Annotated in this window: 12 protein-coding genes; 8 read left to right on the forward strand and 4 right to left on the reverse strand. The window is 67.4% G+C overall.

What is annotated here, in order from left to right:
• The first annotated feature begins 229 nt into the window (after positions 1–229).
• A complete protein-coding gene (locus tag AB4Y40_RS21500) occupies positions 230–784 on the forward strand; it encodes a YaeQ family protein (protein ID WP_110383224.1) in 555 nt (184 codons plus the stop codon).
• A 17-nt stretch (positions 785–801) separates the two neighbouring features.
• On the opposite strand, the gene AB4Y40_RS21505 is transcribed toward AB4Y40_RS21500, so the two are convergent.
• Entirely contained in the window at positions 802–1,212 is a 411-nt protein-coding gene (locus AB4Y40_RS21505) for a VOC family protein (protein ID WP_368689485.1), read from the reverse strand.
• A 538-nt stretch (positions 1,213–1,750) separates the two neighbouring features.
• Between AB4Y40_RS21505 and ada the strand changes: the two genes are divergently transcribed.
• The 5 genes from ada (at position 1,751) to AB4Y40_RS21530 (ending at position 7,293) form a co-directional block, all read left to right on the forward strand.
• A complete protein-coding gene (gene ada, locus AB4Y40_RS21510) occupies positions 1,751–2,911 on the forward strand; it encodes a bifunctional DNA-binding transcriptional regulator/O6-methylguanine-DNA methyltransferase Ada (RefSeq protein WP_368689486.1) in 1,161 nt (386 codons plus the stop codon).
• A gap of 5 nt (positions 2,912–2,916) precedes the next feature.
• The gene (locus AB4Y40_RS21515; protein WP_368689581.1) at positions 2,917–3,930 is read left to right on the forward strand and encodes a DNA-3-methyladenine glycosylase; all 1,014 of its coding nucleotides are present in this window, start codon (positions 2,917–2,919) and stop codon (positions 3,928–3,930) included.
• Positions 3,931–4,131: 201 nt separating this feature from the next.
• Positions 4,132–5,754: a glutamate--cysteine ligase gene (gene gshA / locus AB4Y40_RS21520; protein WP_368689487.1), complete on the forward strand. Its 1,623-nt coding sequence runs from the start codon at positions 4,132–4,134 to the stop codon at positions 5,752–5,754.
• Between the two features lie 220 nt (positions 5,755–5,974).
• The gene (locus AB4Y40_RS21525) at positions 5,975–6,457 is read left to right on the forward strand and encodes a hypothetical protein (protein ID WP_368689488.1); all 483 of its coding nucleotides are present in this window, start codon (positions 5,975–5,977) and stop codon (positions 6,455–6,457) included.
• Between the two features lie 293 nt (positions 6,458–6,750).
• Positions 6,751–7,293 carry an OmpA family protein gene (locus tag AB4Y40_RS21530; RefSeq protein ID WP_368689489.1) on the forward strand — a complete coding sequence of 181 codons (543 nt, stop codon included), beginning with the start codon at positions 6,751–6,753 and terminating at the stop codon, positions 7,291–7,293.
• A 62-nt stretch (positions 7,294–7,355) separates the two neighbouring features.
• On the opposite strand, the gene AB4Y40_RS21535 is transcribed toward AB4Y40_RS21530, so the two are convergent.
• Positions 7,356–8,912 carry a DHA2 family efflux MFS transporter permease subunit gene (locus AB4Y40_RS21535; RefSeq protein ID WP_368689490.1) on the reverse strand — a complete coding sequence of 519 codons (1,557 nt, stop codon included), beginning with the start codon at positions 8,910–8,912 and terminating at the stop codon, positions 7,356–7,358.
• 150 nt (positions 8,913–9,062) lie between these two features.
• The gene (locus AB4Y40_RS21540) at positions 9,063–9,587 is read right to left on the reverse strand and encodes a MarR family winged helix-turn-helix transcriptional regulator (RefSeq protein WP_368689491.1); all 525 of its coding nucleotides are present in this window, start codon (positions 9,585–9,587) and stop codon (positions 9,063–9,065) included.
• 228 nt (positions 9,588–9,815) lie between these two features.
• Between AB4Y40_RS21540 and AB4Y40_RS21545 the strand changes: the two genes are divergently transcribed.
• Positions 9,816–10,145, forward strand: coding sequence for a hypothetical protein (locus tag AB4Y40_RS21545; protein ID WP_368689492.1), 330 nt, complete (start codon positions 9,816–9,818; stop codon positions 10,143–10,145).
• A 161-nt stretch (positions 10,146–10,306) separates the two neighbouring features.
• Positions 10,307–11,893 carry an efflux transporter outer membrane subunit gene (locus AB4Y40_RS21550; RefSeq protein WP_368689493.1) on the forward strand — a complete coding sequence of 529 codons (1,587 nt, stop codon included), beginning with the start codon at positions 10,307–10,309 and terminating at the stop codon, positions 11,891–11,893.
• A gap of 45 nt (positions 11,894–11,938) precedes the next feature.
• Here AB4Y40_RS21550 and AB4Y40_RS21555 read toward each other — a convergent pair whose 3' ends face one another.
• The gene (locus AB4Y40_RS21555; RefSeq protein WP_368689494.1) at positions 11,939–12,718 is read right to left on the reverse strand and encodes a type II secretion system protein N; all 780 of its coding nucleotides are present in this window, start codon (positions 12,716–12,718) and stop codon (positions 11,939–11,941) included.
• Positions 12,719–12,747: the final 29 nt, after the last annotated feature.

Consider the following 12,747-nt stretch of genomic DNA (forward strand, 5'->3'; position numbering starts at 1 on the left):
CTCGACATGGCCCGACGCACGTGCGCCGGGCCATCGTGCTTGCCGGGCGCGCGGCCGTGACGCGATGCAACGCGCCGCGCGCCGCTGTCAAACCCGCGTCATTTTCCCGTCAGACCATCCGCATTGCATCGCGCACCGCAGCGACGCGCGCTGCGCGTCCATTCGACCGGCACGTGGCTTGCTAGAAACTTCGCTATCATGTGCGGCTTTCGCAAGACCGGAATTCGGTATGGCACTCAAATCGACCATCTACAAGGCAGAACTGCAGATCGCGGACATGGACCGGCATTACTACGCCGACCATGCGCTCACGATCGCGCGCCATCCGTCCGAAACCGACGACCGCATGATGGTCCGCATCGCGGCCTTCGCGCTGTTTGCAGGCGAGCGGCTCGAATTCTGCAAGGGCCTGTCCGATACGGACGAGCCCGACCTCTGGTGCAAGGACTACACCGGCGCGATCGAAACGTGGATCGAGGTTGGCCAGCCCGACGAGCGCCGCATCGCCAAGGCAAGCGGGCGCGCGGGCGAGGTCATCGTGATCGCCTACGGCGGACGCACCTCCGACATCTGGTGGCAAGGCGTGCGCAACAAGGTCGAGCGCCTGCGCAACGTGACGGTCTGGTCGCTGGGCGAGGGCGTTGCCGCGTCGCTCGGCGCGCTGGCCGAGCGCACCATGCGCCTGCAATGCACGGTGCAGGACGGCGCGGCGTGGATCGGCAATACGAGCGCCGAGCCAGTGGCAGTCGAATGGAGCGTGTTCAAGGCGCCCGAGAACGTCTGAAAGCCGGCTGTGCGCCCTCAAGCGTGCGGCGGCCCCTTGAGTTCCACCATGTTGCCCTCCGGGTCGAACAGATACAGCGACGGCCCCAAACCCTCCGCCCCATAGCGCTCGACCGCATTGCCGGGACGCGCGCCATGCTGCGTCAGATGTGACGTCAGCGCCTCGGCGTCGAACGGCTCCACGCGCAGACAAAGATGATCCATGTTGCCGCTCGCGCCAGCCGGCGCTGCGCCGGAACCCCGGTCGAGCGGGCCGCCGATCGTCACGAGATCGATCAGCGAGCGTCCCGCGCGCAACTGCATCAGGCCGAGATCTCGCTGTTCACGCTCCGGCTGGCAACCGAGTACTTCGCAATAGAAACGCGTCATGGCGGCCACATCGGCCGCCCGGATAACGACGTGATCGATCTCGCGAATCTGGATCCGCATGGCGTCCTCGAGGTCGTGTTGAGAATCTCATGATGAACCTGTGCAAGCCGGGCTGCGCAGAAGGCGCGCATCTCAGCGAGCCTTGCGAACCGGAATCGCGGGCAGCAGAACCGTGGGAGCCGGCGGAAAATAGCTTCGGGCTCTCAGGCGAGGGAAGCGCCGCGAGTGGCGGCGAGTTGACGTACGGAAACGCTGGACGAAAAAAAGCCCGCTGCATTGAGCGGGCTTAATCCATATCAGGAGGAGACATGGAGGAGACAGGAACCACTATACCGAGTCGGCTGTCGCGACGCAACAACTTTTTAAGGGAAAACCCGCAAAGTTGCCATTTTGTCGCACGGGAATCGGCAAGACGCCACCAGGGATTCACCGAAGACCATAAAAGTACCGGATCATGGCGCATTCACGGCCCATGTCGACCGCAATGACAGCGCAAGATCCGGCGCGCCGTCGTCCGTACGCGAAGCTAGAGTAAGGGCATACAGACAGGCACTTCGAGGAGCCTCAAATGTGCGCCGTCCCTGCAATGAAACCAGCGATGAAACCCGCCAAACCCAGCCAGACGCCAGACAGCGAGTGGACGAACGACGCCGACCGCTGGCAAGCCGTCACGTCGCGCGACGCCCGCGCCGACGGCGCGTTCTTCTACGCCGTGCGCACCACCGGCGTGTTCTGCCGCCCCTCGTGCGCGTCGCGGCTGCCGCGCCGCGAGAACATCGAATTCTTCGCCGAGGCCGACGACGCGCGCGCCGCCGGCTATCGCGAATGCAAGCGCTGCCGCCCGGGCGGCCTGCCGCGCGAGCTGGAAATCGTGCGGCGCGCGTGTGCGGCGCTCGACGCCGACCCGCAGGAGCGTCTCACGCTCGCGCAACTGGGCGAAGCCGTGCACCTGAGCCCGTTTCACCTGCAGCGCCTTTTCAAGCGCGTGCTGGGCGTCTCGCCGCGCCAATACCAGGCGGCGCGCCGCGGGGCCGTGCTGCGCGACGCGCTCGGCGAGGGCGCCGACGTCACGCGTGCCAGCGCCGACGCGGGCTTCGGCTCGTCGTCGCGGCTCTATCACAGCGTGCCGGGCGAGCTCGGCATGGCGCCTTCCGCCTATCGCCGCAAGGGCGCGGGGCTGACGATCCACTACGCCGCCACGCCCACGCCGATCGGCTTCGTGCTCATCGCGGCAACGGAGAAGGGCATCTGCCGGATCGCGTTCGGCGACGATGCCGCGACGCTCACCGCCGCACTCACGGCCGATTTCGCGAACGCGCAGTGTATCGAGGACAAGGCCGCGATCGCGCCGTTCGCCGCGCAGATCGACGCCTATCTGCACGGCCGCCGCGAGCGTTTCGATCTGCCGCTCGACATTGCCGCGACGGCGTTCCAGCAGCGCGTCTGGGACGCGCTCCAGCACATTCCCTACGGCGAGACGCGCAGCTACTCGCAGATCGCCGAAACGCTCGGCGCACCGCGCGCGGTGCGGGCCGTGGCGAGTGCGTGCGCGTCGAATCCGGTGGCGCTGGCAATTCCGTGCCATCGCGTCGTGCAAAAGGGCGGCTCGCTCGCGGGCTATCGCTGGGGGCTCGAGCGCAAGGCGGCGCTGCTCGACGGCGAAGCACGCGCATCGCAAGGTGCGCAAAATGGCGCAAAAAACCTGAAAGGCACCCGTTCGACCTCGAACCGCGCCAACACGCCGGAGACCGCCACTTGAGCGCCATCCCCTCCCAATCCGCAGCACAAACCGAGGCGCCGACGCACAGCGCCACACTCGAACTGCCGTTTCGCGCGCCCTACGACTGGCCACGCGTGCTGCGCTTCTTCAGCGGCCGCGCAACGCCGGGCGTCGAGGCCGTGGAGGACGGCGCGTGGCTGCGCGCGATCGACTTCAACGGCGCGAGCGGCACGCTCGCCGTGTGCCGTCACGCGCGCAAGCATTGCCTCGTCGTGCAGATCGACGGACCCGTGAGCGCGCACGCGGCGGCACTCGCCGCGCCGCTCTCGCGCATGTTCGACCTGCATGCCGATCCCGCCGCCGTCGCCGCGCATCTGCGCAGCGACCCGTGGCTCGCGCCGCTCGTCGCTGCCGTGCCGGGGCTGCGCGTGCCCGGCGCCTGGTCGGGCTTCGAGCTCGTGGTGCGCGCGATCGTCGGCCAGCAGGTCAGCGTGAAAGCGGCGACGACGATCATCGGGCGCCTCGTCGAACGCGTGGGCAAGCGCATCGACGACCATGCGCACGCGCGCACCGCGTGGCGCTTTCCGACGCCCGCCGCGCTCGCCGCCGCCGATCTCGCGGGTATCGGCATGCCGGGCAAACGCGTCGCCGCGCTGCAGGGCTTCGCGCAGGCCGTGGCGAGCGGAGCGGTGATCATCGAACGCGACTACGAGCAGAACGATCCAGACAATTCGCGCCACAAGCGTCAAAGCAGACGAATCGACGCGATTGCAGCCGAGCCCGCCGACCTCGACGCCATGCGCGCCGCGCTGCTCGCGTTGCCCGGCATCGGCCCCTGGACCGTCGAATACGTCGCGATGCGCGCATGGCGCGACGCGAACGCCTGGCCCGCGACCGATCTCGTGCTCATGCAGGCCATCGCGGCGCGCGACCCGTCGCTCGTGCGCGCGACCCAACAGCGCACCCGCACGGATGCATGGAGCCCGTGGCGCGCGTACGCGGCCATGCATTTGTGGAACGAAATCGCCGATCGCGCGGGCGCGGCGCGCGGCGGCTAGCGCAACGGAAGGCAGCGCAGGAAAGGGGTGCCATCACCGCGAGAAGTGCGCGCCGACGGGCCAAAACCCCGCCCGAGGCAGGCCCAAGCAGGTCTTTCGGCGAGATGTTAAAGTGCCCGCTACCGAAAAGAATCCCGGCCGGCGAATGTCAGCAACACTGCGCGCAGCACTGCGCCGCCGGCCCGAGCCCGACTTGCCTCAATGTCAGACACGACCTCTACACGCACGAACGACGTTCTCGCACAGCGCCTTTCCGTGCTGGGCGACGGGCCACATCGCGGCGCGCTCACGCGCGGCCTGCGCGGCATCGAGAAGGAGAGCCTGCGCGTGACGCGCGACGGCCGTCTCGCCATGACGCCGCACGCGGCAGCGCTTGGTTCGGCGCTCACGCATCCGTCGCTGACCACCGACTATTCGGAAGCGCTGATCGAGATCATCACGCCCGCCGAACCCGATGCGTCGATCACGCTCGCGAAGCTCGACGAGCTGCACCGCTACGTCTATGCGGTACTCGCGCGTGACGGCGAGATGCTCTGGAACGAATCGATGCCGGGCCTGCTGCCCGACACCGACGACGGCATTCCCATCGCGCGCTATGGCAGCTCGAACATCGGCCGCCTCAAGTACGTGTACCGCATGGGCCTCGCGCTGCGCTACGGCCGCACGATGCAGTGCATTGCCGGCATCCACTACAACTATTCGCTGAGCGAGGACGTGTGGCGCGTGCTGCATGCGCATCAACAGTCCACGGCCTCGCTCACCGACTATCAGTCGGAGCGCTACCTCGCGCTGATCCGCAATTTCCGCCGCACGAACTGGCTGCTCATGTACCTGTTCGGCGCCTCGCCCGCGCTCGACGCGCGCTTCCTGCGCGGCCGCGCGCACAAGCTCGAAACCTTCGACGCCGACACGCTCTATCTGCCGTACGCGACGAGCCTGCGCATGAGCGATCTCGGCTACTCGAACACAACGGGCCAGTCCGCCTTGCGCGCCGACTACGACACGCTGGCAGGCTATCTCGACGCGCTCGCGCAGGCCGTGAGCCAGCCGTATCCGCCCTACGAGGCGATCGGCACGCATCGCGACGGCGAGTGGGTGCAGATCAACACGAACGTGCTGCAGATCGAGAACGAGTTCTACTCAACGATCCGCCCCAAGCGCGTCACGCATCCGGGCGAGCGGCCGCTGCATGCGCTCGCCGCGCGCGGCGTGCAGTACGTCGAGGTGCGCTGCATGGACATCGACCCGTTCGAGCCGACCGGCATCTCGCTCGAAACCGCACGGTTCCTCGACGCCTACCTGCTCGCCTGCGCGCTGGATGAAAGCCCGTTCCTGCCTGCCGACGCCTACGCCGAATCGAACGAAAACTTTGGCCTGGTGACGAAAGAAGGGCGCCGCCCGGGTCTCGCGCTCAAGCGCGACGGCAAGGACGTGCCGATGCACGAATGGGCCGAAGCGCTGTTCGAGAAGATCGGCCAGGCGGCCGCCGTACTCGACGCGGCGCATGGCAGCGACGAACACACACGTTCGCTCGCGACACAGCGCGCAAAGCTGGCCGACCCGTCGCTCACGCCATCGGCGCGCGTGCTGCAAACCATGCGCGATGGCAAGCAGTCCTTCCTGCAATTTGCCCGTGCACAGAGCGAGCACCACGCGGCGCAATTCCTCGCGCGTCCGCTCGACGCCGCGGCTACGGCCGAGTTCGAAACGCTCGCGCGCGAATCGCTCGCGGAGCAGGCGCAACTCGAGCGCGACGAAGTCGGCTCGTTCGACGCGTTCGTCGCCGCGTATCGCGCTTATACGCTCAATCGCTTCAGCGTCTGAGCCGCGCGCCGGTGCGCCGCTGCGGCGCGCTCCCATCCCTCGAGGTTTGTCCCAGGCACCGCATTTGCTCGCAACACCAGCGTGCAGATGCGGTCCAACCAGGGTAGGCGCCGCGTTTCCGAGCCGCGCGGACGACGCGCGCGCCGGACGAACGAAACTGAAAACACCAAAAATGCACGGGCCGCGCGCAATGCGGCTCACTCTGGGAGGAATCCACGCGATGAAACGAATGCTTGCGATCCTGCTGTGCGCGACGGCTGCGGCCTGCGCGTCGCGCGGGCAGGTCAATCCCGACGTCATGCAGATCGCGACCGCGCCGCTCACCTGTTCGAACAAGACGGAATGCGATCTCTGGTGGCAACGCGCCCAGGACTGGGTGCGCAGTCATTCGAAGTACGAAGTGCAGACCGTGACCGACACGCTGATCCAGACGTCGGGCCCGGGCGGCGGCCGGCGTCTGCTCGCCTATGAAATCACCAAGCAGGCCAACGCCGACGGCACGGCCACGATCGGCTTCGCCGCGCATTGCGACAGTTCGCTCGGCTGCAAGCCCAACCCGTGGTCGGCGGGCGCGGCGTTCAAGCAGTATGTGCGAACCGGCGTCGATGCGCCGATTCCCGGCGACACGACCACGGGCGCAGGCGGCGACACGGCCGGCGTCAGCGGCGCGGCCGTGGCGGAGCCGGCGTCGAGCGCGCATTGATCGGCACATGGCCGATTTTGGGCATTGTCTGATTGAGGTGGGGATTGAGGAGCCCGTATCTTGGGCTGGTTTCGGCCTGCGTGGTCTGGGCCGTTCATCCTCATCCACAACTCGAATCGACAATGAAACTGCGCCTCCTGTCTGCCAGTGCCGCGGCTGCCGTCATCGCCGCCGCCGCTGGCTGCACTACCGCCTCAGGCCCCACTCACAATCTCGACATCGTCACGCTCGCTAACGGCTCACAGGCGTATCGCGTGCAATGTTCCGGCCTGTTGGAAAGCTCCAGAACCTGTATGAAAAAGGTCAACGAGATCTGCGGCAGCAAGACGCCGCTGCGCGTCTCGTCGGTGGATCACGCCGTTGCCGGCTTCAAGCCGGAAGACGACCCGCGTGAAATCACGTTCATCTGCCAGCCGCCGCAGCAGCCGGTCCCGTCGCCAGCGCCGGCGCCGATCGGCGAGACGCCGGCCCCGGTTCAGCCGCGCACGATCACGCTGAACGCCGACGCCAACTTCGCGTTCGACAAGGCCGATCTGCTGCCCGACGGCAAGCGTACGCTCGACCAGTTCGTCAGGGAAAGCGACGGTGTGAACATCGGTACGGTCGTGATCGACGGTCACACCGACTCGGTCGGCTCGAAGGCGTATAACGATCGCCTCTCGCTGCGCCGCGCCGAGGCCGTTCGCAACTATCTCCAGTCGCGCGGCCTCCACGCCGGCCAGTACGAAGTGCACGGCTACGACTTCTCGCGGCCCATCGCGTCGAATGCCACGCCTGAAGGCCGCGCGCAGAACCGTCGCGTCGAGATCCAGACGAGCGGCATCACGCAGCGCTAGTCACGCCGCGCAACGCGCACCTGGTCGCCCGCGGCTCGCTCGGGCGTCCTTTCGCGGGACCGTCAATGACCCATTGCCGGTCCCGCGCCTTTTTTCGGCTTCGTCACCCACACCAGCAGGGCCAGCACGACAAACATCGCGCAGGAAATGCGGAAGAAGTCGTTGGTGGCCATCATGTAGCCTTGCGTCGTCACGACATCGTTGAGCTTGGCAGTCAGGCTTTGACCCGCGAAACCGAGGTTCGCGAGCGCGTCCTTGTACGCGACGGTGTTCGGCGAGGACTGGGTCACCGATTCCGACAGCACGGCGTGGTGATAGATCGCGGCGTCTTCCCAGAACGTCGTACTCGCCGCCGTGCCGATCGCGCCCGAGAGCGTACGCAGAAAGTTCGAGAGGCCCGCGGCGCTCGCGAGCCGCTCGTCGGGAATGCTCGAGAGCGTGATGGTCGTCATCGGCACGAAGAAGCAGGCCACGCCGATACCCTGTACGAGACGCGGCAGGATCACGTGGTCGAACGGCACGTCGAGTGTGAACGTCGAGTTCCAGAGCGACACGAGCGCGAACACGATAAAGGCGAAGCTCGCGACCATGCGCAGATCGAGCCGATGCATGTTGCGTCCGATGAGCGGCGAGAGCACGAGCGCGAGCAGGCCCACCGGCGCGGTGGCCAGGCCCGCGAGGCCCGCCGTGTAGCCCATGACGGTCTGCAGCCAGAGCGGGAAGATCACCACCGAACCGAAGAAGGCCATGAAGCCGAACGAGATGATCATCGCGCCGAGCGCGAAGTTGCGGTCGCGAAAGAGCGAGAGATCGACCACGGGGTCTTTTTCCGTGGCCTCCCACGCGAGCATGAACGCAAGCGCGACCACCGCGATGATGGCGAGCGTGACGATGAACGTCGAGTTGAACCAGTCACGATCCTTGCCGAGGTCGAGCATCATCTGCAGGCACGACACGCCGATCACGAGAAGCGCGAGGCCCACGGCGTCGATGCGCTGCTTCGTCGTTTTCGTCTCGCGGCCACGCAGCAGCAGGTACGCGCAGATGCCCGAGAAGATGCCGATCGGCACGTTGATATAGAAGATCCACGGCCACGTGTAGTTGTCGGTGATCCAGCCGCCCATCACCGGACCGAAGATGGGCGCAACGATCACGGTCATCGCCCAGAGGCCGAGCGCGAGGCCGCGTTTGGCGGGCGGGTAGGAGCGCATGAGGATGGTCTGCGAGAGCGGGACCATCGGGCCGGACACGAGCCCTTGCACGAGACGGAACGCAATCAGCGTCTCGAAGTTCGTGGCGAAGCCGCAAGCGGCCGAGGCCAGCGTGAACAGCAGCACGGAGAGCGTGAAGAGGCGCACTTCGCCCACGCGGCGCGCGAGCCAGCCGGTGAGCGGCACCGCAATCGCCGAGGCAACCGAATACGACGAGATGACCCACGTGCCTTCGCTGTTGGCGACGCCGAGGTTGCCCGAGATGGTCGGCACCGCCACGTTGGCGATCGAGGTGTCCAGCACCTCCATGAAGGTCCCGAGCGCGAGCCCGACTGTGAGGAGCGCGAGCGTGCCGCCGGAAAACGGTGCGGGTTCGGCCTGCGCGGGCACCGCGGGGGAAGCTGCCATGTTCCGTGTCCTTGTTGGGTCGGCCGTGGCTGCCGCCTCCAGGGGGCAGCGCACGGCAGCGTACTATTTCGTGTCTGTGCATATTCTGCCCAGACAGTGATTGGATCAAACTACGCCACGTGTTGCGCCGCGGCGCGTCGTGCCGCGTGGCTAGCCGCCGTCTTCCTGCGCCGGCGCTTCTGCGTCCTTGCCGGTGCCGATCATCGATCCGCACAGCGGCGTGGTCGAGCCGTCATTGGCGATGAAGCGCTGCAGCAAATGAACCAGCGTCGCGACTTCTTCGGGCGAGAAGCCGCGCAACTGCTCGGACATCTCCGCGGCGATCAGGTCGGGCAATTGCTGCGCCGCCGTGCGTCCCTGATCCGTCAGTGCGAGTTCCACGACCCGTCGGTCCGCCTGGCTGCGCTGCCGCTCGAGAAAGCCTTTTTTCTCCAGCCGGTCGAGCATGCGCGTCATAGAGCCGGTGTCGTACGAGAGCGCGCGCGACATCTCGTTCGGCGTGCTGGCGCGCTCGAACCACAATAAAAGGATCACACCAATTTGCGACGATGTGAGTCCAAGCGGCGCGACCGCACGGTCGATGCGCCCGGCCAGCACGTTGCGCGCCGTTGACAGGAAATAGCCGAGACTTGGCTCGACGCCCAGACCGGCCGGGACGAAAGGACCGTCGCTCATGGCAGTTCGCTTTGCAGCATCTCAAAAGACGGGCGGATTATAGCGGGTTATGTCGCTGCTCAGGCAGATAAATCAGGTAGCAGGTCGCGATCGCTTCTGTCGTCGCGATCGGCGCGTAAAAACAACAGTTGGTTTGATGCGCTGCAAAGTATGTTGTGATTTGATTGCATAGTCAATATTATGACAGGCAACCAGTTTCATTCTTCTACGCCCACCCGTTTCCGCATCATGCTTTTCCTGATCAACGCGCTTGGCGGCCTTGGCCGCTCCGTCACCGACACCGCCCGCCTCGCTTTCGCGAAGACCGGTGAGTCGTCGCGCTGGCGCAAGCTCGCGTTGTATGCAGCCATGTTCGCGCTGCCGGGCGGCTCGATTGCGGTGGTAGCCGTGGTGCTGGCGCAGCGTCGGCGCGCGCAGCCCGAAACCGCCGCGGCAAGCGCCGTCGTGCCGGCCACGCCCGCGGCCGCAACGGCAGTAACACCGGCAGCAGATGCGCTCGCGTGCGGTGGCGGCCAGCTCGCCTGCCGCGCGCCGAAGCGCCGCCGTAACGACGCGTAACCTGCGCGCCTCACGCCGTAACACCCGCCAACCCTTCCAACGCGTAAGCTTTCGGATTCCGTGCAGTGACTAGCGCGTGCGCTACCATTGCCGCAACGCGACAACCCCGTGCGCGGCCGGCCGCCCGAACGCGCGCCGGTTGCATCGACAGGAATCCTTGCATGCCTTGCCGTTTCGTCCGCTCCGGCGCGACCGCTCGACCCGCCGGGTCCGTGGCGCGCCGCGCGCCCAAGCCGCTCTCCATCCTGACGCTGTGCGCGGCCGCCGCGCTCACCTTCCAGTTGACCGGCTGCGCCGTCGGCCCCGACTATCACCGGCCCAGCGCCGCCGTGCCCGCTTCGTTCAAGGAAGCGCCCGAGGGCTGGAAGGTCGCGCAACCGGCCGATACCGCCGACCGCGGCGCCTGGTGGCTGATCTACGACGACGCGCCGCTCAATGCGCTGATGGATCAGCTCAATACCAGCAACCAGACGGTCGCGCAATCTGCCGCCGCCTACCGTCAGGCGCGCGCCCTCGTGGGCGAGGCGCGGGCGGCGTACTTCCCCGTGATCAGCGGCTCGTTCGCGGGCACGCGCTCGTACACGCCCACGCGCGTGGCCAACTCGAGCGGTGGATTGTCGAGCGGCAGCATCAACAACAACGTCAACCTGGGGCTCGACGCCACCTGGGAACCCGATCTCTGGGGCAAGGTGAGCCGCACGGTCAGCTCGCAGGAGGCGAGCCAGCAGGGCGCCGCCGCCGATCTCGCGAACGCGCGTCTGTCGGCCCAGGCCACGCTCGCGCAAACCTACTTCACGTTGCGCTCGCTCGACGCGCAGCAGAAGCTGCTCGACGATACGGTCGTCGCGTACCAGAAGTCGCTGCAGCTCACGCAGAATCAGTACGCCCAGGGCGTGGCGGGCCGCGCCGACGTGATCCAGGCGCAAACCCAGCTGCAATCGGCCCAGGCTTCCGCGATCGACAACGGTGTGGCGCGCGCCCAGGACGAGCATGCGATCGCCGTGCTGGTCGGCCAGCCCGCCTCCACGTTCTCGATCCCGCCGTCGCCGCTCGCCGCCACGCCCCCCACGCTGCCGCTCGCCATGCCTTCGGCGCTGCTCGAGCGCCGGCCCGACATTGCCTCGGCCGAGCGCAAGGCGGCGTCCGCCAACGAGCAGATCGGCGTCGCGATTGCGGCGTATTTCCCCACGCTCACGCTGTCCGCGAGCGGCGGTTTCGAAAGCTCGGTCATGTCGCAGCTGTTGCAGATGCCCTCGCGCTTCTGGACGCTCGGGCCCTCGCTTGCCGGCACGATCTTCGACGCCGGGCTGCGCAAGGCGCAGACCGAGGCCGCGCGCGCCGCCTACGACCAGCAGGTGGCCACCTACCGGCAAACGGTGCTGGCCGCGTTCCAGGACGTGGAGGACAACCTCGCTTCGCAGCGCATCCTCGGGCAAGAGGTCGTCGTGCAGCAGCAGGCGGTGGAGTCGGCGCAGCATGCGCTCGCGATCGTGACGAACGAGTACAAGGCGGGCACGACCGACTTCCAGAACGTGCTCTCCGCGCAGGCCACGGCCTTTACCGCGCAGCAGAAGCTCGTGAGCATCGGCGGGCAGCGCATGGTGTCGTCGGTGGGGCTCGTGAAGGCGCTGGGCGGCGGCTGGGATGCCTCGCAGATGGACCGCGAGACCGGCAGCGTCGCCGCGCCCGCGGTGGCTTCGGCAGCTTCGGGCCCAGCGGCGGCTCCGACGGCCGCCCAGCCGCAGTAACGCATACGCGCCCGCTCAGGCGGGCGCACGCTCAGCCCACGAACCTCAGCGCATGAACGTCAGCGCGACGGTTCCCGGCCCGACCGGCCGCCCCAGCAGATTCAGCAGGCCCGCGAGGTTGTCGCGCTGATCCGGCGCGGCGCTCGCGGTGCCCTGAAACGATGCCGACGCACGCGAGAACGAGCCGCGCCCCGCGAGCATCAGCGGTCCCTTTTGTGTCGACAGGTCGAGCGTCGAGGTCGCCCCTTGCGCCTGCAGCACCACCTGATACGTGCCGAGCGGCTTCACGAGCGAAACGCGCGAACTCATGTCGGCGAGCGAGACGGTCAGTCGTCCGAACGCATCCGTGCCGAACACGCGCCACGGGCTCCATGCGAGCCGCACCTTGCCGTCCAGATCGAGTGTGTTGAAAGGCGCGCCGAGACCCGCGAGCAGCGACGCCGGCACGGCGATCGTGCCCGCGCTCAGGTTCGCGCCGCGCAACGATGCATCCACCGTGACCGGGTCGGGCATCGCTTCGGTCTGCAGCATCTCCATGCGCACGCGCGCGACGAACAGCGGCCAGAACGCCGTACGCCAGACGATGCGCCCCGGTAGCAGCGTCGCGCCGCGTGCGTCCTGGCCCGCGGCGAGCATCAGCGTGGCGGAGCCGTGCCAGAGCGAGCCTTCCGGGTCGATCAGATTCACGTGGCCCTGGGTCGCGCGCGCGAACTGCGGCGCGATCCAGGCCGCGGGCAGGCGGGCGAGCAGCACGACGGCGCTCGACAGCACGCCCACGATCAGCCAGGGCAACGCGGCGCGCAGGCGCCGCATCCAGTAACTCATTGCGTATTTCTCCGGCGATTCTCATTGCG

Source organism: Paraburkholderia sp. EG287B, assembly GCF_040965595.1.
Lineage (GTDB): Bacteria > Pseudomonadota > Gammaproteobacteria > Burkholderiales > Burkholderiaceae > Paraburkholderia.

Excerpts from the sequence above, each read along its gene's own strand:
- AB4Y40_RS21540 (WP_368689491.1), bottom strand. The coding sequence starts at position 9,587 with ATGAGCGACGGTCCTTTCGTCCCGGCCGGTCTGGGCGTCGAGCCAAGT.
- ada (WP_368689486.1), top strand. The coding sequence starts at position 1,751 with ATGAAACCCGCCAAACCCAGCCAGACGCCAGACAGCGAGTGGACGAAC.
- gshA (WP_368689487.1), top strand. The coding sequence starts at position 4,132 with ATGTCAGACACGACCTCTACACGCACGAACGACGTTCTCGCACAGCGC.
- AB4Y40_RS21550 (WP_368689493.1), top strand. The coding sequence starts at position 10,307 with ATGCCTTGCCGTTTCGTCCGCTCCGGCGCGACCGCTCGACCCGCCGGG.
- AB4Y40_RS21525 (WP_368689488.1), top strand. The coding sequence starts at position 5,975 with ATGAAACGAATGCTTGCGATCCTGCTGTGCGCGACGGCTGCGGCCTGC.
- AB4Y40_RS21535 (WP_368689490.1), bottom strand. The coding sequence starts at position 8,912 with ATGGCAGCTTCCCCCGCGGTGCCCGCGCAGGCCGAACCCGCACCGTTT.
- AB4Y40_RS21545 (WP_368689492.1), top strand. The coding sequence starts at position 9,816 with ATGCTTTTCCTGATCAACGCGCTTGGCGGCCTTGGCCGCTCCGTCACC.
- AB4Y40_RS21500 (WP_110383224.1), top strand. The coding sequence starts at position 230 with ATGGCACTCAAATCGACCATCTACAAGGCAGAACTGCAGATCGCGGAC.
- AB4Y40_RS21505 (WP_368689485.1), bottom strand. The coding sequence starts at position 1,212 with ATGCGGATCCAGATTCGCGAGATCGATCACGTCGTTATCCGGGCGGCC.
- AB4Y40_RS21555 (WP_368689494.1), bottom strand. The coding sequence starts at position 12,718 with ATGAGTTACTGGATGCGGCGCCTGCGCGCCGCGTTGCCCTGGCTGATC.
- AB4Y40_RS21530 (WP_368689489.1), top strand. The coding sequence starts at position 6,751 with ATGAAAAAGGTCAACGAGATCTGCGGCAGCAAGACGCCGCTGCGCGTC.